The organism is Rhizomicrobium sp. (genome assembly GCA_037200385.1).
Taxonomy (GTDB): domain Bacteria; phylum Pseudomonadota; class Alphaproteobacteria; order Micropepsales; family Micropepsaceae; genus Rhizomicrobium.
The window spans coordinates 1,176,614-1,200,381 of record JBBCGL010000001.1 but is presented as its reverse complement, the minus strand read 5'-3'; the positions used below and the strand labels follow the sequence as shown (position 1 = coordinate 1,200,381).

The 23,768-nt window shown below is 65.9% G+C and carries 24 protein-coding genes; 10 read left to right on the top strand and 14 right to left on the bottom strand.

Annotated elements, in window-relative coordinates; all coding sequences use genetic code 11:
- Nucleotides 1–179: 179 nt before the first annotated feature.
- From WDM91_05875 to WDM91_05855, 5 genes are read right to left on the bottom strand one after another with little or no spacing between them, the layout of a single operon-like run.
- Entirely contained in the window at nt 180–1,262 is a 1,083-nt protein-coding gene (locus WDM91_05875) for an aromatic ring-hydroxylating dioxygenase subunit alpha (GenBank protein ID MEI9994101.1), read from the bottom strand.
- The gene (locus tag WDM91_05870) at nt 1,259–2,356 is read right to left on the bottom strand and encodes a DUF4340 domain-containing protein (protein MEI9994100.1); all 1,098 of its coding nucleotides are present in this window, start codon (nt 2,354–2,356) and stop codon (nt 1,259–1,261) included. The genes WDM91_05875 and WDM91_05870 overlap by 4 nt, the downstream gene beginning before the upstream one ends.
- 9 nt (nt 2,357–2,365) lie before the next feature.
- Nucleotides 2,366–4,294: a Gldg family protein gene (locus WDM91_05865; protein MEI9994099.1), complete on the bottom strand. Its 1,929-nt coding sequence runs from the start codon at nt 4,292–4,294 to the stop codon at nt 2,366–2,368.
- A gap of 4 nt (nt 4,295–4,298) precedes the next feature.
- On the bottom strand, nt 4,299–5,033 hold the full coding sequence (locus WDM91_05860) for an ABC transporter permease (protein ID MEI9994098.1): 735 nt from the start codon (nt 5,031–5,033) through the stop codon (nt 4,299–4,301).
- A complete protein-coding gene (locus tag WDM91_05855) occupies nt 5,030–5,992 on the bottom strand; it encodes an ABC transporter ATP-binding protein (protein MEI9994097.1) in 963 nt (320 codons plus the stop codon). Before WDM91_05855 ends, WDM91_05860 begins: the two co-directional genes overlap by 4 nt.
- Nucleotides 5,993–6,165: 173 nt before the next feature.
- Between WDM91_05855 and WDM91_05850 the strand changes: the two genes are divergently transcribed.
- The 6 genes from WDM91_05850 to WDM91_05825 all read left to right on the top strand — a co-directional run bounded on the left by WDM91_05850 (nt 6,166) and on the right by WDM91_05825 (nt 9,445).
- On the top strand, nt 6,166–6,774 hold the full coding sequence (locus tag WDM91_05850) for a TetR/AcrR family transcriptional regulator (GenBank protein MEI9994096.1): 609 nt from the start codon (nt 6,166–6,168) through the stop codon (nt 6,772–6,774).
- Nucleotides 6,771–7,322: an SRPBCC domain-containing protein gene (locus WDM91_05845; GenBank protein ID MEI9994095.1), complete on the top strand. Its 552-nt coding sequence runs from the start codon at nt 6,771–6,773 to the stop codon at nt 7,320–7,322. The genes WDM91_05850 and WDM91_05845 overlap by 4 nt, the downstream gene beginning before the upstream one ends.
- 28 nt (nt 7,323–7,350) lie before the next feature.
- A complete protein-coding gene (locus WDM91_05840) occupies nt 7,351–7,707 on the top strand; it encodes a hypothetical protein (GenBank protein ID MEI9994094.1) in 357 nt (118 codons plus the stop codon).
- Between the two features lie 65 nt (nt 7,708–7,772).
- A complete protein-coding gene (locus WDM91_05835) occupies nt 7,773–8,138 on the top strand; it encodes a hypothetical protein (protein ID MEI9994093.1) in 366 nt (121 codons plus the stop codon).
- A gap of 168 nt (nt 8,139–8,306) precedes the next feature.
- Nucleotides 8,307–8,963, top strand: coding sequence for a class I SAM-dependent methyltransferase (locus tag WDM91_05830; GenBank protein MEI9994092.1), 657 nt, complete (start codon nt 8,307–8,309; stop codon nt 8,961–8,963).
- A gap of 71 nt (nt 8,964–9,034) precedes the next feature.
- Nucleotides 9,035–9,445: a DUF2794 domain-containing protein gene (locus WDM91_05825; protein ID MEI9994091.1), complete on the top strand. Its 411-nt coding sequence runs from the start codon at nt 9,035–9,037 to the stop codon at nt 9,443–9,445.
- Nucleotides 9,446–9,505: 60 nt separating this feature from the next.
- Here the strand turns inward: WDM91_05825 and WDM91_05820 are convergent, their stop codons facing one another.
- The 3 genes from WDM91_05820 to WDM91_05810 form a co-directional block, all read right to left on the bottom strand.
- A complete protein-coding gene (locus WDM91_05820; GenBank protein MEI9994090.1) occupies nt 9,506–10,279 on the bottom strand; it encodes a Bax inhibitor-1/YccA family protein in 774 nt (257 codons plus the stop codon).
- A gap of 119 nt (nt 10,280–10,398) precedes the next feature.
- Complete coding sequence (locus WDM91_05815; GenBank protein MEI9994089.1) at nt 10,399–12,924, bottom strand: FtsX-like permease family protein; 2,526 nt, start codon at nt 12,922–12,924, stop codon at nt 10,399–10,401.
- A 10-nt stretch (nt 12,925–12,934) separates the two neighbouring features.
- Nucleotides 12,935–13,654: an ABC transporter ATP-binding protein gene (locus WDM91_05810; GenBank protein ID MEI9994088.1), complete on the bottom strand. Its 720-nt coding sequence runs from the start codon at nt 13,652–13,654 to the stop codon at nt 12,935–12,937.
- Nucleotides 13,655–13,794: 140 nt separating this feature from the next.
- Here WDM91_05810 and WDM91_05805 point away from each other — a divergent pair, with 140 nt between their 5' ends.
- From WDM91_05805 to thpR, 3 genes are read left to right on the top strand one after another with little or no spacing between them, the layout of a single operon-like run.
- On the top strand, nt 13,795–14,385 hold the full coding sequence (locus WDM91_05805; protein MEI9994087.1) for an arylesterase: 591 nt from the start codon (nt 13,795–13,797) through the stop codon (nt 14,383–14,385).
- Between the two features lie 3 nt (nt 14,386–14,388).
- On the top strand, nt 14,389–15,924 hold the full coding sequence (gene murJ / locus WDM91_05800; protein MEI9994086.1) for a murein biosynthesis integral membrane protein MurJ: 1,536 nt from the start codon (nt 14,389–14,391) through the stop codon (nt 15,922–15,924).
- A gap of 3 nt (nt 15,925–15,927) precedes the next feature.
- Entirely contained in the window at nt 15,928–16,464 is a 537-nt protein-coding gene (thpR, locus tag WDM91_05795) for an RNA 2',3'-cyclic phosphodiesterase (protein ID MEI9994085.1), read from the top strand.
- 35 nt (nt 16,465–16,499) lie between these two features.
- On the opposite strand, the gene WDM91_05790 is transcribed toward thpR, so the two are convergent.
- A complete protein-coding gene (locus tag WDM91_05790; protein MEI9994084.1) occupies nt 16,500–16,898 on the bottom strand; it encodes a metallopeptidase family protein in 399 nt (132 codons plus the stop codon).
- A 38-nt stretch (nt 16,899–16,936) separates the two neighbouring features.
- On the opposite strand from WDM91_05790, the gene WDM91_05785 reads away from it, so the two are divergent.
- Nucleotides 16,937–17,239, top strand: a complete 303-nt coding sequence (locus tag WDM91_05785; protein ID MEI9994083.1) for a 4a-hydroxytetrahydrobiopterin dehydratase — start codon at nt 16,937–16,939, stop codon at nt 17,237–17,239.
- A gap of 8 nt (nt 17,240–17,247) precedes the next feature.
- On the opposite strand, the gene WDM91_05780 is transcribed toward WDM91_05785, so the two are convergent.
- From WDM91_05780 to WDM91_05760, 5 genes are all read right to left on the bottom strand, one after another.
- The gene (locus tag WDM91_05780; protein ID MEI9994082.1) at nt 17,248–18,483 is read right to left on the bottom strand and encodes a hypothetical protein; all 1,236 of its coding nucleotides are present in this window, start codon (nt 18,481–18,483) and stop codon (nt 17,248–17,250) included.
- Between the two features lie 7 nt (nt 18,484–18,490).
- Nucleotides 18,491–19,207 (bottom strand): PHP domain-containing protein, encoded by a 717-nt coding sequence (locus WDM91_05775; GenBank protein MEI9994081.1) that lies wholly within the window; start codon nt 19,205–19,207, stop codon nt 18,491–18,493.
- Nucleotides 19,204–20,286: a hypothetical protein gene (locus WDM91_05770; protein MEI9994080.1), complete on the bottom strand. Its 1,083-nt coding sequence runs from the start codon at nt 20,284–20,286 to the stop codon at nt 19,204–19,206. The genes WDM91_05775 and WDM91_05770 overlap by 4 nt, the downstream gene beginning before the upstream one ends.
- A 275-nt stretch (nt 20,287–20,561) precedes the next feature.
- The gene (gene acs / locus WDM91_05765; GenBank protein MEI9994079.1) at nt 20,562–22,499 is read right to left on the bottom strand and encodes an acetate--CoA ligase; all 1,938 of its coding nucleotides are present in this window, start codon (nt 22,497–22,499) and stop codon (nt 20,562–20,564) included.
- A 69-nt stretch (nt 22,500–22,568) separates the two neighbouring features.
- Complete coding sequence (locus WDM91_05760) at nt 22,569–23,753, bottom strand: CoA transferase (GenBank protein MEI9994078.1); 1,185 nt, start codon at nt 23,751–23,753, stop codon at nt 22,569–22,571.
- Nucleotides 23,754–23,768: the final 15 nt, after the last annotated feature.

Sequence of the window (23,768 nt, the reverse complement as noted above, 5' to 3'; positions counted from 1 at the left end):
CGGGCGCGCGTAAACGGCGTCCGTGGGGGCCCGGAATTGCAGGTTAAGGGGATCGTTTAGAGGGGTAGGGCGGGGGCCGCAACCCCTTCCTCGCAACCGTCCACGGGGCGATGCAGCCGGCATGAGGCTCCGAGCGGGCCGGCTCAACCGCAGGCGGGCTTTCGTCGGGCCCGACTCGCCTAGCTCCGCCAGCGTAGCGTGCGTTCACCCTGTACGGGATTGCTGAACGGCGTGCCGTTTTTGGTCGATTCCGCCCAGGCCTTCTTGAGACGGTGGTACCACATGGCCGGGACGTCCGAATCCTGGATCAGCATCAGCGATGGGTTGAACTTCAGGCCCTCGCGCTGCAGCTCCACGATCCGGCGGTCGTCGCCCAGGAAGGTCGGGCCGAGCAGTTGGAAGAACGGCCTGATGAAGCCGAGCCAGATCGGCCAGTAGAAGACCTGCGTCACGTCCGTCGTATCGGCATCGCGCGGGGTGCAGGCGGTGAAGCCGACCACGTCGATCTTGCGTCCCAGCACGGTGCCCGAGATGTTCTCGAACCGGACGCTGGGCAGCTCGAAGGTGATCTCGGTCGAGACGTCGGTGCCGAGCACGGCATACATCGGTTTGCTCGGCTTGTGCCGCGTCATCACGAAGCCGTTGGCCAGCGGCGCATAGGTCTTGGCCTTGTCCTTCGGGCGCACCTTCCACCACCAGCGGCCATGCACATAGGGCGCATGCGCCGGATCCATCAGGCCGATCACGGCATGGTCGATGCTGCAGTGGAAGAGCTGCGTCTCGCTCCAGCGCGGCGTGGCGTTCGGCACGCCGACCTTGGGCGGCGCATTGCGGGGCGGCGCCGCCTCGCGTCCGGCGGCCGCCATATAGACCCAGATCAGCCCATCCTGTTCGCGCACCGGATAGGCGCGGACGCGGATCTTGTCCGGCTCGATGACCTCGCCGCCGACCAGCGACGGAATGAGCGAGCAGATACCGTCCTGCTTGAAGCGCCAGCCATGATAAGGGCACTCGACCGTATTGTCGGCCAGCACCTTGCCGGCGGACAAGGGCACGCCGCGATGCGGACAGATGTCGCGCAGCGCGAAGACCTTGCCGTCCCGCCCACGCCCGACCAGCACCGGCTCGCCCAACAGCATCTCGCGCCGCAGGCTGCCGGCCTTGCCCACTTTCGACGCCAGGCACGCCATGTACCAGCAGTCGCGCAGAAACAGCGGCACCGCTTCCGCGGCACCGGCGGGCAGGGACGTCTCGACCGTCATTGCGGCGCCATGCCTGGCGGCAGGCCGGCACCCGGTGCGGGAGCTTTGAGCAGGCTGTCGAGGGTGGTCATGAAAAGCTGGCCCTTGAACGCCGGCAATTTATACGCCCATCCCGAGGCGTGTGCATTGATCTGGATCGCCTCCCTGGCCGAATCGCCGGGGCCGAAGGCCTCTGCAGAAACCGTCGCCCAGTAATCCGGGCCTGCTTTCTGCACATTCACGGTGACTTTCAGCCCGTCGAAGGTCTTGGTGACGGCGCGGGCGGTGAGCGCGGTGTTGGCGAAATCCAGTTCATGCGCCGGCCGCACGTCGTCGAAGCCGAACTCTGTGAGCGCCGACGCGACGCTGTCGGCCACGCCGGCGTCGGGCGCGGGTTTGCCGGCGGGCACCGGCAGCACCTTGAAGTCGGGCTCGCTCGGCCGGGCCCGGGTCACGACGAAAGGCGTGGTGCCGCCGGCCGGGTCGAAATCCACCTCCTGGATGCGCGCGCGGTCGAGATTCAGCACCTGCTTGCTCAGCCAGTCGGAGATTGCCGGCCGCGGCTCGAACACGGCGCGGACGAGCCAGGCCTGATTCTCGTTCGGGCGGCGTACGAACAACCCGGTCGCGCCGGAAGGATCGCCGATGTCTTCGCTCTTGCCGGCGACCAGCGCCGCGAGCTCGCGTCCCTTGTCGTCGCTCACCGTGATAGCGACGCCGTTGCCGCGCGGCGGAGGGTCGAGCCCCACGAGATCGAACAGTTCCGGCCGCGCCGTCTTGGGCTCGATGGTCTGCAAGGCCGCAAAACCCACCAGCGTGCGCTGGACGAGATCGAACGAGGCCGGATAGTCGCCGCGCTGCGGCACGACCCAGCCCTTTTCGGGCACGAAGACGACGTCGAACGCGCCCGTCTTGGACGCGATATGGATATGCGCCGCGTTGCGGACGTCCCGTGCAAACCCGCGGAAGAACTGCTGCGGCTTGTAGGCCGGCAGGCCTTCATCGGCTTCCTGCCAGACGGCGCCGATGGCGAGCAGCAGGCTGACGAGCGCCACGGCGGCGAGGATCGCCAGATTGCGGCGGCGCGGATCGGAGAGGATCGTGTTGACGTCCATCGCGCGCTCCTAGGCTGCCAGCGCGCGCGCACGGCGGCGGCGCCGGCGCAGCCAAGCCTGCGCGATGGCGAAGATGACGATGAGCAGCGGCACCAGCGCGATGTTGACGAAGGCGAGGAAACTGCCGAGGTCGTCGACATCCTTGCGCAGGCGATGCTGGACGTCGCGCAGCCTCGTGCGGATCTCGACCAGCTGCTTCTTGAAGCGGTCGATCTCCGCTTGCTGTGCCGGGCTCAGGCCTTGGGCATTGGCAGGCTGGCCGTTGACGCTGGCGCCCTGTTCGAGCTCATGCAGGCGCTGCTGCACGGCGGTCATCTGCGTCTGCAGGCCCTCGGCTTCGGCCTGGAAGGCGGACTGCGCCTCGGCTTGCATGTCCTTCACCACCGTGAACGGGCGATCATTGGTGGCGCGGGTACGCAGCGTGATCAGGTCGCTCGAGCCCATCAGGTTCTCGACCGCGTTCATCACGAAGGCGCCGTTGTCGGCGAAAGGCGCCGCGACGCGCTTGCCATAGGCGTTTTCGACATGCACCCAGAAGCGATCGTCGAAAATATCGCTGTCCGCCATCACGATGACGTTGATCGGCCCGGCCGAATCCTTGATCTGCGGCGGCAGCGGCCCGGGCGGCGGCTGACCGCCAGTCGTCATCGCCGCGGGCGGTCCATCCGCGAACGCGGTCTTCGCCGGACCGGAGACGCGCGCCGCGATGACGAAGCGCTCACCCGTCGGATTGATCGCGCCCATCAGATCCTGAGGGCGCGGATTGAAGCGCACCGCCTGCACGTCCAGCAGCGCGGCTTGCGCCGAGGAGCGCACCAGCGGGGAGAAGGTCGTCGTCGCGCCCTTCAGGGCATGCAGCGCGCCGACGCTTGCAAGGTTGAGCGACTGCATCGCGGCGGTGACGATGTCCTTGGAATCGAAATCCGCCGGGACGAGCTTCAGCCAGACCGGATAGCTCGCCACCGGATTGCGCGGATCGCTCGATACCTGGACGCGCTGGGCGAGCTCGCGGTCCGCGACCACCTTGTCCGGCGCATAGCCGACACCCCAGGCCTGGAACAGGCGCGGCAGGTCGGACGACGGATCGCCGCCGGCGCGTGGATCCATGCCGCCGCCCGCCTGGAGCAATTCGGAATTGGGATCGACGAAGACGAGCGCCCGCCCGCCGCGCAGCACGAACTGGTCGAGGGCGTAAAGCGCCGCCGCCGAGAGGCCCGCCGGATGCACCACCATCACGACCGAGATGTTCGCGGGGATCTGGCGCGCGGCGGGATCGAGCATCTGTGTCGTATAGGTCTGGATCAGCTCGGAATAGATCGCATAGGGCTGCGATCCACCCTGCAGCGCCGCCTGCATCCCGCCGCCGCCGCCATCGAGCGGCAGACTCGAAATGATCCCGAGCACCGGCTTTTGCGGCTGCGACAGATGGTAGATCAGCGTCGAGAGGTCGAATTCGAGATACTGTTCGCGCTCGGCGCTGAAATACGGAATGACCTCCTTGCCATCGATCCGGTTGGTGCCGACGAGGCCGAAATAGACGGTATCGCCGGAATCCGTCGGCGCGCCGCTCAGCCCGTTCGAGGTCGCCTCATCCTCCGCGGCGGAGAACGGTTCGGGATCGATTTCCTGCAGCACGATCTTGCCATGGCTGAGTGCGGCGTATTCCCGGAGCAGGTCGTGCACCCGCTTGGCATAGGCCGAGGTTTGCGCATAGTCCGCGGCGACTTTTTTCGAGAAGAAGAATTTGAGCGTGATCGGCTCGGGGATCTTCCGGATGATGTTGCGCGTACCCTGCGCGAGGGTGAACTGGCCATTCTCCGTGAGGTCGAGCTTGGCGGTCGTGATTGCGATGTCGGCCGCGATGTTCACGCAGACGAAGATGACCGCGGCGAGCACGAGGGCGGCAATGGCGTAGAGGCGACGCGGCAGCGGCTTCATCGGATCAACCGCTCTTCTTCAGGTCGACGACGACGATGTTCGCGGCGAGGAACAAGGCGATCAGCGAGAAGAAATAGATCAGGTCGCGCAGGTCGATGACGCCCGCTTCGATCTGCTGGAAATGGGTGAGGAAGCTGAACGACGACACCGCGTTGACCAGCGCCAGCGGCGCCCAGGCGCGGAAGACGTCGAGCACCAGCGGCGCGCCGGAGATCGTGAACAGGAAGCAGACCACGACCGTGACGACGAAGGCGATCACCTGGTTGCTGGTGGTCGAGGAGACGCAGGCGCCGATCGCGAGATAGCCGCCGGCCATCAGCAGGCTGCCGACATAGGACGCGACGATCACGCCATTGTCGGGATCGCCCAGGTAATTGACCGTGATCCAGATCGGGAAGGTCAGGGCCAGGGCCACGGCGACGAACGCCCAGGCGGCGAGATACTTGCCGGCCACCGTCGCCCAGAGCGGAATGGGAAGCGTCAGCAGCAGTTCCATCGTTCCGGTGCGCCGCTCCTCCGCCCATAGCCGCATCGAAATCGCCGGCACCAGGAACAGGTAGAGCCAGGGATGGTAGCCGAAGAACACCGACAGGTCGGCGATGTTGTTCTCGAAGAAGCGCCCCACATAGAAGGTGAAGGCGCCCATCGCGAGCAGGAAGATCACGATGAAGACATAGGCGAGCGGCGTCGCGAAATAGCCTGCGAATTCGCGCTTGAAGATCGGCCAGATGTATTTCATGCCGCGGCGGCCTTCGGGCGCGTCGCGTCATGCGTGGTGATGGCGCGGAACACCTCGTCGAGACGGCCGGCCTCGGCGCGCAATTCCTTGACGTCCCATTTCTCGGATACGGCGAGCGCGCTGATGTCCTCGATCGGGAGCGCGCCATTGCGCGGAAAGGCGGTGATCAGCACCGTGCCGCCATCGCGCTGCGCGGCTTCGACGCTCGCGACCGAGCCGAGCGCCTTCAGCTTCGCCACGGCGGCGCTCTGCTGCGCCAGGGGCAGGGCGATGCTGACCGCGTTGTGATAGCGCGAGCGCGCCAGCAATTGCGCCGGCGTCCCGTCGGCGACGATCTGCCCCCGGTCGATGATCACCGCGCGGGTGCAGATGGCTTCCACTTCCTCGAGCAGATGGGTCGAAACGATGATCGCCTTCTGCGCCGCCATGCCGCGGATCAGCGTCCGCACCGCATGCTTCTGGTTGGGATCCAGCCCGTCGGTCGGCTCGTCCATGATGAGCACCGGCGGGTCGTGCAGGATGGCCTGCGCCAGGCCGACGCGGCGCTTGAAGCCTTTCGACAGCGTCTCGATCGGCTGGTCCAGCACCCCTTCGAGCTCGGTCTTGGCGGTTGCCGCCTCCACCCTCGCCCGCGCCGCCGCGCCCTTGAAGCCGCGTATCTCGGCGATGAAGGTCAGGAATTGCCGCGCCGTCATGTCGCCATAGGCGGGCGCGCCTTCCGGCAGGTAGCCGATGGCGGATTGGGCGGCGAGGGTGTCCGTTTCGACGTCATGGCCGCAAACGCGAACGCGTCCCGCGCTGGGCGCAAGGAAGCCGGTCACCATCTTCATGGTCGTGGACTTGCCGGCGCCATTCGGCCCGAGGAACCCCAGAACCTCGCCCTTGGCGACGTTGAGCGAAAGATTGGCGACGGCCGTGTAAGGGCCGAAGCGCTTGGTCAGTCCCTCGATTTCGATCATGTCGCCTGGTGGATAAAGCCAAGGTTTGCTTAGAGAAATCGCGACCGCATCGCAAGTTCGGACGGCTTAAAGTTGGTTTATGGATTCCCGCGTCCGGAACGCGGCGGCCGCCGTCTCAACTCCGTATGAATGGCGTCACTTGACTTGATTGAATGATCAATCAAATATGCGATGTGGCTGAGGACACCAAAGACCGGCTGGTCATGACCGCGATGCGGCTGTTTTCCGAGAAGGGCTATGAGTCCGCTTCGGTGGCGGACATCCTGCGCGCCGCCAATGCGAATAGCGGCAGCCTCTATCACTTCTTTCCGACCAAGCAGGACCTGCTGATCGAGGTGTTGCGCCGGTATCGCGACGGCATCCGCCCGATGCTGCTGGCGCCGGCCTGGGAGGGCGTCGAGGACCCGATCGAGCGCGTCTTTGCGCTGTTGGCGCGCTATCGCCAGGCGCTCAAGGGCAGTGACTTTTTCTATGGCTGCCCGATCGGCAGCCTCGCATTGGAGATTCACGAGCCGGATCCGCCGGTGCGCGATCTCATCGCGGTGAATTTCGACGGCTGGGTGGATGCCGTCGAGGAATGCTATGTCGCGGCCGGCGCGCGCCTGCCGCGCGATCTCGACCGCCGCGGCCTTGCGATCTTCACGCTGACCACGATGGAGGGTGGCGTGATGCAGTCGCGTACCCACCGCGATCTCGCCGCCTTCGACCGCTCGGTGGCGATGCTGCGCGACTACGTCACCCGGCTCGAGACCGAAGCCGCTTCGAAGAGGAAGACATCATGAAGGCTCGTCACTTGGCCGTTTTGGCGCTCGCCACGCTGCTGTTCTCGCCTGCGCGGGCCGCGGTGAAGGACGATTCGTTCCAGGATGCGGACGGAGCGCGGGTGCTGCGCGAATCCGTCGTGGTCGATGCCGCACGACCGGCGGTCTGGGCGGCCTTTACGGATGACGGCGCCTTCATGCAGTGGTCAGGCGTACCCGTTGCGCATATCACGCCCGGCAATGGCGGGACGATCGAGTTTGGCCTCATGCCGGGCGCGAAAATCGGCGATCCCGGCAATGTGCGCCACCGGATCGTGCTCTGGCTGCCGGACGCGATGCTGGCCTGGCAGAACGAATTCGTTCCCGCCGGCGGTCCGTTCGATCCGGCGACGTTCGCCACCGTGCGCACGGTGATGACCTTCGAGGATGCCGGCGCCGGCAGGACGAAAGTGACCGAGACCGTGATCGGCTTTGCCACCGGCACGAGATACGACGAACTTTATGACCATCTGCGCGGCGGCAACGCCGAATACCTGATCGCGCTCGCCGGCAGATTCGGAAAGAACTGATTCCCTGCAAACCCCGAGGATGAACGCCATGCTCGACACCAAGGCGCTTCAGGGCGCTACCATCGCCGGCACCGTGCTTCAACTTGCCATGGTCGTCGCCGGTCATTTCGTCGCTTTCGTCAAGATGAACGTGTTCGCGTTCGGCGGCATGGCCATCTCGCTGGCTGCCGGCTTTCTCTATGGCCGCAGAGCGTCCAGCCTCGGCGGTGCGGCGCTGGGCGGCGCGCTGGCGGGCGGGGTCTGCGCCTTGATCGGCATCGCGGTCTCTTTCGCGTTGCACGACGTGCCCGCCAACATCCTGGTGCTGGGGACGGCGAGTTCTGCCGTCACCGGCGCCGTTGGCGGGGCGATCGGGCGTCTTGTTTCGGGAACCGTCTCGGCTTGAATCGCACCGGCGATCCGCCATCATTGGCGCGAGGACGCGTGCCGCGTCCGGCGGAAGGAACCGGTATGTTCGACGGCAAACTCGTGCAGCAGGCAACGGTCACCGGCGTCGCGTTGCAGGTGACGCTTGTTGTGCTGGGGCACTACGTCCCTTGGGTGCGCGCCAATGTCTTTGCGTTCGGCACGATGATGATCTCCGGTCTGGCGGGGCTGTTCTATGCGCGCGATTTCGCCAAGGGCTATGCCAAAGGTGCGTTCGGCGGCGCCATCGCGGGCGGCGCCGCGGGCCTTATCGGCATCGCCTTGGCCAACGTTCTGCGGGATGTCACGCTGATCGTGTTGCCGGTCGGCACGGCGCTGACCATCCTGACAGGCGCCATCGGCGGCCTGTTCGGCCAGATGGCGGCCAACATCCGCAAGCTCAACGTCTGACACGGAGAAAATCCGGCGGGCCGATCAAGGCGCCCGCAAGAGAGGGCTGGGGGCTTGATTCGCTCGCGTGCGGCCCGTCAACTCGGACCCGCCGGCGACAGGACCGTCGGCGGAAACCACGGCCGTGCGATGGTCTCATCGTGACCATTTTGCGGCGAAGGAGACCTCATGGGACGCTTCGTGCACGCCACCGACGCCTTGATGGCGTATCTGAGCAAGACAGGCGCGCGGGAAGCGCCGGCGCAGATCCGCTGCCGCGAAGAGACCGCCAAGCTGCCCAACGCGGTGATGCAGATCGCACCGGAGCAGGGCGCGTTTCTCCAGATTCTCGCCCGGCTCACGGATGCAAAGCACTATGTCGAGATCGGCACGTTCACCGGCTATAGCGCGCTCAGCGTCGCCTTGGCGATGCCGCCGGCCGGCCGGCTGGTGGCGCTCGATGTCAGCAAGGAATTCACCGACAAGGCGCGTGGCTACTGGAAGGAAGCCGGCGTGGAGGCGAAGATCGATCTGCGCCTCGGCCCGGGTCTGGCGGCACTGGATGCGATGATCGCCAAGGGGGAAGGCCCCTTCGATCTCGCCTTCATCGACGCGGACAAGACCAACTATGACGGCTACTACGAGCGCGTGCTGCGCCTGCTGCGGCCGGGCGGGTTGGTCGCGCTCGACAACATGCTGTGGAGTGGCGCCGTCGCCGATCCGGATGTCACCGACCCCGACACTGCCGCCTTGCGCGCCCTCAACGCGAAGATCCATGCGGACAGCCGGGTCGACATGGCGCTCGCGACGGTGGGCGACGGGGTGATGTTGGCGGTGAAGCGATAGGCCGTCCGCGAACGCCAGTGGCCGGCGTTGGGGGCTTGCGACAGTCCCATGACAAGGCCAAACTTCCACCGATGGCGGAAGAACCCATAGCGTTCCTCCGCGCAGGCCCGTCGCCGGCCGCGCGGACAGACCATTCAGGCGGATCCAACCAGGGCCAGGCAGGCTTCACGGCCGCGCAGGTGCGCTTCGACCGGGCCGAGCTCAACCGGATATTGACGCTCTATGGCCGCATGGTCGCGGCCGGCGAATGGCGCGACTATGCGATCGATTTCCTGGATGACGTCGCGGTGTTCTCGGTCTTCCGCCGCACCTCCGAGGTCCCGCTGTTCCGGGTGGAGAAGCGGCCGCGGCTGCGTGGCGCCCAGGGCATGTATTCCGTGATCGCCGCCACCGGCCACATCCTCAAGCGCGGCCACGACCTCGCCCAGGTGCTGCGGGTCTTCGACAAGAAACTGCTCAAGGCGCTCGCGACCGGCGGCTGACGCTAACGAAAAAGGGCCCCGGTGAAGCACCGAGGCCCTTGATTCCGCCTGCGCGTCTGCTCAGCGGCGGCTGCCGCCCATGATGTACAGCAGGAACTGGAACATGTTGATGAAGTCGATGTAGAGGTGCACCGCGCCCAGGATCGCCTTGCGGCCCGTGACCGTGCCGTCGTCGTTGGCGGAATAGCGCTCCTTGATGGCCTGCGAGTCATAGGCGGTCAGGCCGGCGAAGATGCCGACGCCGATGATCGACAGCAGCAGCTGCGCGCCTTTCGACTCGAAGAAGATGTTCGCGATCAGGGCGAAGAACAGGCCCCACATGCCCATGATCAGGAACGACGCCATGCCCGACAAGTCGCGCTTGGTGCTGTAGCCGTAGAGGCTGAGCCCGCCGAACGCGCCGGCCGTGAGGAAGAAGGCCTGCGTGATGTCGGTCTGCGCATAGACCATGCAGATCGCCGCGATGGAAAAGCCCATCAGGGCGGAGAAGACCCAGAACACCGCCTGGGCGCCGACCACCGACATCACCCGCACGCGGGCCTGCAGGAACAGCGCGGCCCCGACGGGCGCCAGCATGATCACCCAGCGGAGCGGGGAGGTGAAGATCGCCACGCCCAGCTTGGTGAGCATAAGTCCACCGCTGAGATGCGCGGCAGCGGCGGCCGGATCGGTCGTCACCGAAGCGGAATAGATGCCGTAGGCGCTGACGCCGGTGACCAGCATCGCGATCAGCATGTAGTTGTAGACGCGCAGCATGTAGCCGCGCAGGCCCTCGTCATACACGCCGGCGGCAGCCGCCTGGCCGGGCAGGACGCGGTTGTCGAAGTCAGCCATGTGAAACCCTTTCTTCCCGGCAAGGTCGCCGGCTCCCGCATTATATCGTGTTTCGGAGACGCGGTATCAAGACGGCAGCTTAAATCGCCCTAATCCTTGCATCACGCCCGCAGGGGACGCTATGGCGCACGCAGCTGTTGCGCCGGCCGGGCCGCCAGGGCCGTCCAGGCGCCTGCGAGCCCGAACAACAAGGTTGCGGCGCCACCGCCTGCGACCGTCAGCAAGGCCGCGGCCGCGTCGAAGATCAGCGGAACTCCCAGGACCTGCTCGCAGATGACGGCCGCCGCCAAGGTCCCGGCGCCCAGCGCCAGCAGGCCGGTCAGCAATCCTGTGACGCCGTACTCGATCACATAGACCAGGGCGATTCGGGCCCGCGTCGCACCCAGCACCTTCAGGACCGTTGCGTCGTAGAGCCGCCCGCGCCCGCCTGCGGCGATCGCACCGGCCAGCACCAGCAGACCGGAGAGGATGGTGAGAAGGCTCGCCGCCCGCACGCCGTCGCTCAATTCCTGGAGCAGTCCATCGACCTGTGCGATGGCGTCCTTCACCCGGATGGTCGAGATGTTGGGGAACGCATCCGTGATCGCGCGGTACAGCGCTTCTTCGTCGCGCGGGTCGACGCGCACCGTCGCGAGGAAGGAATGCGGCGCATGCGAAATGGGCTCGGGCGACATCACGATGATGAAGTTCTGCCCGCCGGTCGTGAAATCGACCTTGCGCAGGTTTGCGATGGTGGCGGGGATCTCCCGCCCCAGCACATTCATCACGAGCTTGTCGCCGATCCGCAGCCCCATCCCCTCCGCCAGCGCGGCATCGAAGGAGACCAGCGGCGGACCGGCATAGTCCCTGGCCCACCACCGTCCGTCCGTGATGACGGTGCCGTCGGGCGGCTCTGCGGCATAGGTGATGCCGCGATCGCCGCTGACCGCCCATTTCGCGTCCGGCGCGATCTTCGCGTCCTTCGCCGGCACGCCCTTCAGCGAGACGATCCGTCCCCGGATCATCGGCGTGCGCTTGAAGTCTTCCGCCGATTTGAACTTGAGGATCGCCGCGTCGAAGCGCACCGCCTCGTCCGGCTGGATATCGACGAAGAAGAAACTGGGCGCCGTGCCCGGCAAACGATCCTTCACCTGGGCCGAGATGGTGTGGTCGAGCAGCGATACGGTGGCCAGCAGGGTGAGGCCCAGCCCCAGGGCGGTCACCACGCCCGTCGTTGCCGCGCCGGGCCGCGTGAGATTGGCCAGCGCCAGCCGCAGCGTCGGCATGCGCGGTCGCGGCAGGCGCTTGAGCAGGAAGCGAAAGCCTTCCGCGATCAGGCGCAACAGGATCAGTCCGGCCAGCACCCCGCCCATGAACTCCGCGGCGAAGTCCGGCGCCGGAGCCAGCAGCAGGGCGAGCGCCACGATTCCCAGGCCCGCGACGCCCGCACCCAACAAATAGGGCAGGGCGCCGCGCGCATCCGCCGGCGCGACGAGATCGCGGAACAGGCTGGCGGGCGGGATCAGCCGCGCGCGCGATAAAGGCGGCACGGCGCAGGCGATCGCGGACAGCAACCCGAAGGCGGCGGCGAACAGCAACGGCCCCGGATAGAGCGCGAAATGCGCCGGGGCCGGAAGGTCTTGGGCGAAAGCATATTGGACGCCGAAGGGCAGCAAGGCGCCCAGGATCAATCCGGTGACGACCGCCAAGGCCGCGATCGCCATCACCTGCAGGAAGAAGATCAGGAAGATCAGCGTGCCGTCGGCGCCCAACGACTTGAAGATCGCGATCTCGCCCCGCTTGCGGTCGAGGAAGGCGCTGACCGCCTGGCCGGCGCCCACGCCGCCCACCGCCAACGCGGTGAGGCCGACCAGGGTGAGGAACATGGTGACCTGCTCGACGAAGCGGCGGATGCCGGGCGCGGCGTCGCTGCGGTCTCGGATGTCCCAGCCGGCATCGGGAAATGCGGCCGTCGCTCGTGCCTTGAACGCCTTCGGGTCCGCGTCGGGCGGCAACACGAGATGGTAGTTGTAGTCGATCAGGCTGCCGAGCGTGACGAGACCGGTGCGGGGCAGCGCCGCCATGCCGATCAGGACATGCGGGCCAAGGCTGAAGCCGCCCGAGATTCGGTCGGGTTCGCCGTTCAACACCGCGCTGAGACGGAAAACCTGCGTTCCGATCTTCATCAGGCCGCCGGGCGCAAGATGCAGGCGGTCGACCAGCGTCTGTTCCGCCACCGCGCCGCAAGCCTCCGCGTCGCAGGCCAGCGCTTTTTTGAGATTCAGCGCCGGCGACAGCGATACCGTGCCGAAGAACGGATAAGCGCGGTCGACAGCTTTCAGCTCGACGAGCTGGCGCTCGTCTTCGACACCGCGTTTGAGCGCATAGGCCATGCCGCGCATCGAGACGGTCTCGGAGACGCGCCCGCGCTCCGCCATCCAGGCGCGTTCCTCGGCGCTTGCCTCGCGATGCACCAGATGCACGACGACATCGCCACCCAGCAAGGTGCGGCCCTGTTCCGCCAGTCCGGTGAGGAACGCCGCGGAAAGCGATTCCACGCCGGCGATCGCGGCGACGCCCAGCACGAGACAGGCGAAGAAGATACGAAAGCCGCTCAGTCGCTGCCGCATCTCGCGCCGCGCGAAGCGGAGGGCGAGCCGGATCATGCGGCGACCCTCATGCCGCGCCTGCCGGGACGGGAGAACGCACTATGGGTTCATCGGCCACGATGCGGCCATCCTTGAGCCGCACGATACGATGACATCGCCGGGCCAGCGTTTCTTCATGGGTGACGAGAAACAGCGTGGTCGCGGTCCGGGCATGCAGCGCGAAGAGCAGGTCGGAGATTTCCTTGCCGGTGGCGCCGTCGAGATTGCCGGTCGGCTCGTCGGCGAACAGCACGGTGGGACGGGGCGCGATGGCGCGCGCCAGCGCCACACGCTGCTGTTCGCCACCGGACAGCTGTCCCGGATAATGCTCGAGCCGCGCTCCCAATCCGACTGTGTCGAGCTCGCTTTTCGCCCGGTCGAAGGCGTCGGCGATCCCGGCCAGCTCCAGCGGCACCGCGACGTTCTCGAGCGCCGTCATGGTCGGGATGAGGTGAAACGACTGGAAGACGATCCCGATGCGGCCGCGGCGGAAGCGCGCCAGTCCGTCCTCGCCCATCCGGGTGATGTCGGTGCCGGCGACCGTTACGCGGCCGGAGGTCGCGGTCTCCAGGCCTGCCGCCACCATCAGGAGCGACGACTTGCCCGAGCCCGAAGGCCCCAGCAGGGCGACCGTTTCACCCGATGGAACCGCGAGCGATACGCCGTTCAGGATGTTGACCGGTCCGGCGACGCTGGCCAGCGTCAGCGTCACGTCTTCCAAATTGATGGCGGGTGGGGGATTGTGCATCGATGACTCGCGGGCGCGACCTTACAGCCGATATGGGATGGTTTTCATCTTTCCGTAGTGGGGTGGCGGAAATAAGTTCGCGCGTCCCCGCGATGGCGTGGGCAGCTTGCAGTGCCGTGCTGCTGCTTTGCGCGCTCGCCATGGCGTCCGCCGCCCACGCCGCGCCGGTCAAGATCCTCGCGCTCGGCACCAGCCTGACCCAGGGCTATGGCGTGCCGCCGGGGTTCGATTTCACGGTCGTGCTGGAGGCGCGGCTGAGGGCGTCAGGCATCGACGCCAAGGTGATCAATGCGGGCGTCTCGGGCGACACCTCGGCCGGCGGCCTGGCGCGGCTCGACTGGTCGCTGGCCGACCGTCCGGATGCCGCGATCTTGGAGCTCGGCTCCAACGACGCACTGCGCGGCCAGTCGCCGGCGCAGACGGAAAGCAACATCGCCGCGGTGTTGACGAAGTTGAAGGCGGCGCACGTGCCCGTGCTGCTCACCGGCATGTTGGCGCCGCGCAATTTCGGCCCCGAATACGCCGCGCAATTCGATCCGATCTATCCGCGGCTGGCGAAGCGGTTCGACGTGCTGTTCTATCCTTTCATTCTCGATGGGGTGGCGATGAATCCAAAGCTCAACCAGGCGGACGGCATCCATCCCAACCCTGCCGGCGTGAGGATCGTGGTCGAGCGCATCTTGCCCTATGTGAAGCGGCTGGTGGCGCAAGCCCGCCCGCCCAAGCGCTGAGCGATGTTCAAGCGTCTTCTCTCCGTTGGTGGGTTCACGCTGCTGTCGCGCATCACCGGCTTCGCCCGCGATTTGCTGATGGCCTGGACGCTGGGAAAGACCTGGTATTCCGACGCGTTCATCGTCGCTTTCCTCTTTCCGAATTACTTCCGTCAGATCTTCGGCGAAGGGACGATCAATCCTGCCTTCCTGCCGCGCTATGCGGCGCTGCACGCCAGGGGCGAGGCGCGCGCCGCGGCGGTGTTCGCCGACCGGGTGTTCTCCTGGCAGATGTCGGCCCAGCTTGTGCTGCTGATCGCTGCGCTCGCCTTCATGCCGCTCCTCGTCCATCTGCTGGCGCCCGGCTTCGCCGACAATCCCAAGCAGCTCGCGCTCACCGTCGATCTCGCGCGGATCACTTTCCCCTATCTCATTCTCACCGTGGTCGCGATCCAGCTCTCCGCGATGCTGAACGCGGTCGAGAAATTCTGGGCCGCGGCGGCGTGGTCGAATTTCCAGAACCTCGCAATGATCGCGACCTTGCTCGCCTCGCACTGGTTTCCCAACGCGGCTTATGCCGCCGCCTGGGGCGTGTTGCTGGGCGGCGTTCTGCAGCTCTTCTTCATGTTGTGGGCCGCCGCGCGGGACGGGCTGACGCTGCGGATTTCCTGGCCGCGCTGGACTCCGGAGATCAAGGAATTCTTCAAGGCGCTGGGCGCCGTCACCATCGGTTCGGCCAGCGTGATGATCGCGCCCTTCATCGACACGGTGATCGCCAGCCTGCTGCCGGTCGGCAGCCGTACGGCGCTATACTTTGCCGATCGCGTCAACCAGTTGCCGCTTGGCGTGCTGGGCATCGCGCTCGGTACCGTGCTGCTGCCGGAAATGTCGTCGCGTCTGGCGAAGAACGATCGACCCGGCTCCGACGCGGCGCAAAACAATGCCGCGGCGCTGTCGCTGTTGCTGACGCTGCCCTTTGCGGCGGTGTTCGTTGCGATACCGGGTACCGTCATGGGTATCTTCGCTCATGGCGCCTTCAGCGCGCAGGCGGCGGCGCAATCGGCGGTTGCTCTCGCGGCCTACGGCGTGGGCCTCCCGGCTTTCGCATTGGTGCGCATCGTCGCGTCGACATTCTATGCGAGGCACGACACCGCAACGCCCGCTCGTGCGACCGTCATAGCGATCGCGGCGAATATCGCGATCAAGCTGGTGCTCGTGCTTGGCCTGCATCTGGGCATCGCCGGCGTCGCGCTGGGCACGTCGCTGGCGGCTTGGTTGAATGTCGGCCAGCTGGTCTGGCTCGGGCGTCGCCGAGGGCTGCTCGTGATCGACGGCAATTTCCGCCGCGCCATGCTTCCGGTGCTGCTGGCCGGCGCCGGCGGCGGTCTCGGCGCCTATGCGGGCGTGGAGATCGCCGCGCATCTCCATGTCGCGCACGCACTGAAAGGTCTGGCCGGCCTCGGCGCCGGCGGCGCGTTGGGTGTGGCCGTCTATGGCGTCATCGTCTTGCTCTGTCGCCGTGCCTTGCCGCTTGGGCGCCTGGCGCGGGCGGGGGGCTGAGCGATGCCGCGCCTGTTCGCTGCTCTCGCCATTCCCGACGATGTCGCACCGTCGCTCGCCTCGCTGCAGGGCGGCGTACCGGGCGCGCATTGGCAGAGCCGGGAACAATTGCACCTGACGCTCCGCTTCATCGGCGAGGTCGATGGCCGGGAGGCGGCCATGGCGCACGACGCATTGTCGGCCATCGACGCTTCCGCCTTCACATTGGCGCTGCATGGCGTGGGCGCGTTCGGCGGCAAGCGGCCGCAGGCGCTATGGGCCGGCGTACGTCCGAGCGAGCCGCTGACGCATCTGCAGCGCAAGGTGGAAACCGCCCTGCAGCGCGTAGGCCTTGCGGCAGATCGTCAGAAATACACGCCGCATGTCACGCTCGCCCGCTTGCGCGGCGGCAGTGTCGGCCGGGTGATGGACTATCTCACCGACCACGCGCTCTACTCTTCGCCGGACTTCGCGGTCGAGGGCTTCATCCTCTATTCGAGCGTGCTGACCAGCGACGGCAGCATCTACCGCGCCGAACACGCCTATCGCCTGCGCGGCTAGCCCCGGGGGCGCCTCGGCCGCCGGCTTTCGGAACCTCAGTCTTCCGCCTCGATGGCCTCCATATCGTCATCCGACAATCCGAAATGATGGCCGATCTCATGGATCAGGACGTGCCGGACGATCGCGCCAAGCGGTTCGCGGTGCTCCGCCCAATAGTCGAGGATCGGCCGGCGATAGAGGAAGATCATCGTCTGCATGCCGTGGACGCGTCCCGCTTCGTGGTCGGCCAGCGTCGGTCCCTGGAACAATCCGAGGATATCGAATTCGCTTTCCAGGGCCATGTCGCGCACGACGTCCTCGCCTGGAAAGTCCTCGATACGGAAAACCACCGTCCCCGTCAGGGCCCGGAATTCGGCTGGCAGGCCCTCGAAGGCCGAACGCGCAAGGGCTTCGAACACGTCGAGCGGCGGGGATTCGATATCGTTCCAATCCATGGTTCGCTAGATTACCCCGAATCCCAGAGGCTTTTCGCATGAAAAAACTCGACGCTGCCGCGCGCGACGCCGCGCTGAAGACGCTCGGCGGCTGGACGCCGGCCGGCGACCGCGACGCCATCGTGCGCCGCTTCCTGTTCAAGGATTTCAACGCGGCTTTCGCCTTCATGACGCGCGTCGCGCTGCTGGCCGAGAAGATGGACCACCATCCCGAATGGTCGAACGTCTACAACAAGCTGGACGTCTTGCTTTCGACGCACGATGCCGGAGGCGTCACGCAGAACGATATCGACATGGCCGCGGCGATGAACGACTACGCGGAAAACGCGGCAGCGCGCTGAACGATCGATCAGCTGCGGAGCAGCGGCGCGATCGCGGCAGCCTGCATGCCCTTGCGAAAGCGCGTGCGATAGCCGAACAGCGGGCGAAAGCCTTCCACCTCATAGCCGCCTTCGTCCAGCATGCTGTCGACAGGCAGGTAGCAGTGCGTCTGGTCGATATAGCCTGCGGTCAGCAGCAGCTTGTCGGTGAAATGGGGTTCGAGCAGACGGCGATAGGCGGTGACGGGCTCCGCGTTGACGGCGAGCAGGCGGAAACCGCCGCATTCCACCTTGTGCCACACGAGCGGCTTGTCGCCGCCGCCGCCGTCTCCGAGCAGCGCCTCCGCCACCGTCAGACGGGTTGCCACCGGTTCGCTCAGCACGAGCGGCGCGGCCGGCGACCGGAAGGCCGCGACCACGCGCGCCGCCAGTCCATCGGCCCAGGCACGCCATTCGGGCATCGCGGGCCTGCGGAATTGCGGTCCGAGCAGGACCCTGTGAAGCAGTCCGGCCAGGCTGGGGGTCGTCCCGCTGAAGGGAGGCCGCACATCCCCTGCGAAGCCCTGCAGGAACAATACCGGCACATCGCCGAATGCTTCGCGCAGCCGGGCGCGGACCACGCCGGGATAATCGGCTGAAACCTGCAGCCGTTCCGGAAAGTCGGTGGGATGGCAGGCGTAGTTCCACAGCAACGCAACGGTTTGGCCGGCGTCGTCGCAGAACCGCAAGGCCGCGATCCGTTCGTCCTTTTCGCCGCCGGGGTTCGGCCCGAGACCGGCGCCGTAGGAAAGACCCTTGCGCGTGAGACGCAGCCATTTGAGGCGCCGGCTTATCGCATGATCGGCCTTGCCTTGGGAATGGAAGCATTGCGCGGCGCGCCCCTTGCCTTCCAAGGAGCGGACGAGGGCGGCGATCCGCTCGGCCACGAACACGGCCTGATCGGGGGCCGGTTGACCAAGACCGGGCAATTCGGGGGCGAGCAGGGGCGCGAAATGGGTGTGCGATGCGACGAGGACGAGCTCTTCGTCCTTCAGGCCGAGCGTCGTCAGCAGGTGCTCACGCAAAGTCCGGCCCGGGAAAAGCGAGTCGATGGTGACGAACACCACCCGCGTCGCGGGGCCGGCGAGGACCAGGACGTTGGCCTCCAGCGGATCGGCGATGCTTTGGAAGAGCGCCGTGCGCCCGGAATATCCACCGAGGCCAACGGGTTTCTGAGGCGTGATGTCGACGCTGCCGACGGCGATGGTGACGCCCGGCGCAGTCATCCCGGCATCACGCATTGCCATTTAGGCCGGCATACAATCGGCGAACGGTCCGCTTTGCCAATATCTTCAGCCTGTTCATGTCTTTCAGTTTGACCGCGCTGATGAGCTGCGATGCACCATATTCGAACTGACCGGTCAGCCGCGGCTGTCGCCAGCGCATTTGGCCATGGGACAGCGAAGCGCGCAACGACCCCAAATCCTGCACTTCGACGATGGCATTGCCCAGGCTGTGCGCGAAATGCGCATCGGACGCGGGATAGCTGCGCTTGCCCAACGCGGCGGCGAGCGCCGTGGCGCGTTGATTGGCCGGCGCCGAGGCGCGGCAATTGACGACCTCGACGAGATCGCACTGCGCCGCCAGCGCCTCGGTTTCCTGGTGCCCGACATAGGGATGCGGCAATAGAAGCAGGGCGTCTTTCGCGCGGGCTTCGGCGAAGAACGCGTCGATCTGGCGGCTGGCGATGTCTTCCTTGAGGAACACGGCGATGACGTCGCCGTGACTGGTATTGTATTCGGCCGCCAAGGGTACCTGGAGACGGGGCAGGATGCGGCGGGCGGCGTCGGCCAGTTCCAGCGAGCCCTCGATCGTGTCGTGGTCCGTCAAAACGATGAAGTCCAGCGCGTGCCGGCGTGCCGCATTCAGATAGGCGGATATGTTGACCAGCGAGTCGTGGGAATGCCGCGAATGGCAGTGGATGATCCCGCGAAGGTAGCCGTCGTTCACGTCGTGATCGCCTTGTAGACCAGCGCGAGCGATTTGCGCGCGTCCGCCATCAAGCTTCCGCCGAGATTGGTATGCGCATTGGGACGCCAGTAGTCGCGCATCTTCCCGAGCGCGCCCGTCTTCCACAGTGTGAGGATATCGCCGTCCAGCGGCCAGTAGAATTCGCAGTCGCGGTCGAATCCCGTATCGGCTTCGAGCGTCTCCCCGCGGTAGAACCGGATGAGATCGGCGGCGAAGTTCACGCCGGCGGCGAGCGAAAGCTCGAGGGAGCCCCAGAACTTGCCGTTGATCTCCATCAGCACGAATTCGCCCGTCGCATGGCTGCGGCGGAACTCGACCATCGCCACTCCATGCCATTCGAGCGCCGCGAGCAGCCGCAGGCCCAGTTCCTTCAGGCGCTCCGAATAGAAGGCACGGGCGGCCACGCTGATGCCGCCGGTCGGCGGATATTCGCGCAGGCGCTGATGCATGAACACACGCAGCGGTTTGCCGCGGTCGCACAGCGCGAAAAGCCCGGCGCCGCTGCCGTCGATGCGCTCTTGCACGAGCAGGCCGCCATTGCCGCCTATCGTCTCCAACTGCTTCGCGACCTCCGCCTTCAGGGAGGCTTCGTCGTCGCAATAGCGGACGACCTTGCCGCGCGCGTTTTCACGCGCCGCCTTGACGACGCAGGGAAACGCGATCCCCGAAAAATCGAGTGGCTGGCCGCGTTCGAAATGCCGGGTTGCCGGAAAAGGAACGTTCTGCTCGCGCGCGAGCGCCAATGTCCGGACTTTGTCGAAACAGATTTCGATCTTGTCGCGCGGCGGCAGCACCGCCTTGTCGGGTGCGACCGCCGATGTCGCCAACACCGAGTCGGCACCGACCGGGATCACCATGTCGTATTGAGCGCTCTGCAGAAAAGGCGCGAGCGGCGTGTCCGACACGATCTCGTCGTAGCAGGAATACCATCGCGCCGGATAGGATGGTCCCGTCGAGTGCCCGATCAGATGCAGGTCCGGGATGGCTCTTTTGGCGTACTGCGCGAGGGCGATGCTCGGCCGGTAATTTGCATCGGTTACAATAACACGAAACGACATAAGTCCGAGTCCAGCTTGAAAACATACGCGGTGGTGCGGCGCAACAATTGTCTAACAGGTCGAGCATGTATTTCAAACACGTAACGTTGCTGCGCAAAGGCATTCATCAAAGCGAGAAAGCCGTTCCCTGTCGAGGATTGGCGGTCCGCTGCGGCAACGCCATAGTTTCCTCTGCAAACACTTAAGCCGGCGCGTTAATAATAAGACTGCAGGCGATACGGTCGGTTCCCTTCCGCGGCGGCCAACGCGATACCGCGCATTCGCGCGCGATGGCCCTACCGAGGGTGCGCGTTCCGCACCAGATCGTCCACGACAGCCGGATCGGCAAGCGTCGATGTATCGCCGAGATTGCCCGTGTCGCCCTCGCCGATCTTGCGCAGGATGCGGCGCATGATCTTGCCCGAGCGCGTCTTCGGCAGACCCGGCGCGAATTGGACGATGTCTGGCTTGGCGATGGGGCTGATCTCCTTGCCGACCCATTGCTTGAGTTCGGCGTTCAGCGCGTCCGTCGCGGCGACGCCGACCTTCAGGGTCACGAAGGCATAGATGCCCTGGCCCTTGATGTCGTGCGGATAGCCCACGACGGCGGCTTCGGCCACGTCGTGATGCGCGACGAGCGCGCTCTCGACTTCCGCGGTGCCCAGCCGGTGGCCCGAGACGTTGATCACGTCGTCGACACGACCGGTGATCCAGTAATAGCCGTCGGCATCGCGGCGGCAGCCGTCGCCGGTGAAATACTTGCCGCGATAGGTCTTGAAATAGGTGTCGATGAAGCGTTGATGGTCGCCATAGACCGTGCGCATCTGGCCCGGCCAGGAATCGAGCAGGCACAGATTGCCGCTGGTCGCGCCTTCCAGCACCTTGCCGTCGGCATCGACGAGCTGGGGCCTTATCCCGAACAGCGGTTTGGTCGCCGAACCGGGCTTGAGATCGGTCGCGCCGGGCAAGGGTGAGATCAGGATGCCCCCGGTCTCGGTCTGCCACCACGTGTCGACGATCGGGCAGCGACCGTCGCCGACGACGCGGTGATACCACAGCCACGCTTCCGGATTGATCGGCTCGCCGACACTGCCGAGCAGGCGCAGCGATGCGCGGCTGGTCTTCTTCACGGGCGCGTCGCCTTCGCGCATCAGCGCCCGCAGCGCGGTCGGCGCGGTATAGAAGATGTTGACCTTGTGCTTGTCGATCACCTCCCAGAAGCGCGAGGTGGTCGGATGGTTCGGGACGCCTTCGAACATCAGCGTGGTCGCGCCGTTCGCCAGCGGACCGTAGACGATGTAGCTGTGTCCGGTCACCCAGCCCACGTCGGCGGTGCACCAGTAGACGTCGCCGTCGTGATAGTCGAAGACGTATTGATGCGTGAAGGCGGTGTACATCGCGTAGCCGCCGGTGGTGTGCAGCACGCCCTTCGGCTTGCCGGTCGAACCCGAGGTGTAGAGGATGAAGAGGGGATCTTCCGCGCCGATCTCCTCCGGCGCACAGTCGGTCGAGACCGTCGCCGCCGCCTCGTGATACCAGACGTCGCGGCCGGCCTTCATCTCGATCTCGCCGCCGGTGCGCCGGACGACCACGACGCTCGTCACGTCGGGACATTTGAGCAGCGCGTCGTCGGTGTTCTTCTTGAGCGGGATCGGCTTGCCGCCGCGCAAGCCCTCATCGGCCGTCAGCACGACGGTCGAGGCGCAGTCGACGATGCGGCCCGCCAGACTGTCGGGCGAGAAGCCCGCGAACACCACCGAATGCACCGCGCCGATCCGGGCGCAGGCCAGCATGGCATAGGCGGCTTCGGGGATCATCGGCAGGTAGATCGTGACGCGGTCCCCCTTCTCGACGCCCTGCGCCTTGAGCACATTGGCGAAACGGCAGACCTCGCGGTGCAGCTCCTCATAGGTGATATGGCGGCTGTCCTTCGGGTCGTCGCCCTCCCAGATGATCGCGGTCTGCTTGGCGCGCCGGGGCAGGTGGCGGTCGATGCAGTTCGCGGCGACGTTCAGGGTGCCGTCCTCGAACCATTTGATGTGCAGCTTGTCGGGATCCCACGATACGTCCTTCACCTTGGTGAAGGGCTTGATCCAGTCGATCCGCTTGGCCTGCTCGGCCCAGAAACCTTCGGGATCGGACAGGGAGCGGGCATACATCGCGTCGTAGGTCTCGCGGTCGATGAAGGCGCGTTCTTTCCATTCGCGCGATACGGGGATCGAGATATCGGACATGGCGTTTCCCAGCTCGTTTTATGGACGCGATACTGCCGGGCGCGAGCGGCGGCTTCAAGAAGGCGGGTATCAGCCTGCGGCTTTCCCGGCCTTGGTGACCCGTCCCAATACCTCCGCTGTATCCGCCCCGGGCTTCCGCGGATTGATGCGCACGCTGGCCGGAGTCTTGGAGAATTTGATCGGCGGCTTCATCGAGCGCCATTCGCCCTCGGTCTCGTGCGGCAGGACTTCGAAGAAGCCGACGGCCTTCAGATGCGGATCCTCCAGCACGTCGTCCATCTTGTTGGCGCGCATGACGGGGATGCGATGCTGCTCGCCCAGCGTCATCCAGGCCTCGGTGGTATGCCGCAGCGCCGCCTCGCGCATCGCCCTGTTGTAGAGCGCGACCTTTGCCTTGCCGGTGGGAGCGCTGGTGAATGCTTCCGAATTGTAGAAATCGGCGATGCCGCCCAGCTTCATGAACGTGTCGGCGGCTTCGCGGCCCGACGGCATCGTGGCGATCCAGCCGTCCTTGGTCTTGAAGCAGGCGCGATCCGGCGCCAGGGCCGGCGTCGATCCCACATGGCCCGCCACCGGCTCGAACGACGCGCCATAGAGGTGCTCGACCATCAGGAAGCTCGTATAGCTCTCCAGCATCGGCACTTCGACGAATTGACCCTCGCCGGTGCGCTCGCGATGGAACAGCGCGGCCAGCGTCGCGTAGAGCGCATGAAGGCCCGAGACCTTGTCGGCGACATAGCTGGGGAACATCCGCATCGTGCTCTCGCCCTTGTCGTCGAGCAGCATGTCGGCGCCGCCGCTCGCGGCCTGCACCAGGTCGTCGAACGCCTGGCGCCCGCCATAGGGGCCGTCCGAACCGTAGCCGACGCAATGGACATAGACCATCGACGGATTGACCGCATGCACCTGCTCATAGCCGAAGCCGAGCTGGTCCATCGCGCTGGTCCGGACGTTGTGGATGAAGACCTGGGCGGCCGGGATGAGGGCGCGCAGCTTCTCGCGGTCGGCCTCGACCTTCAAGTCGAGCGTCACCGACTTCTTGTTGCGCCCCAGCATCATGAACGTCGAGCTCATATCCTTGGACTTGTTCTGCTTGAGGCCGAGGCGCTGCTTGTCCCCGCCTGGGGCCTCGATCTTGATGACCTCGGCGCCGAGGTCGCCCAGCGTCTGGGTGGCATAGGGTCCGAAGATGAAGCTGGTCAGGTCGATCACGGTGACGCCGTGAAGCGGCCCTTTTTTCTCGTTGCCATGCATGGGCGAATTCCTCGA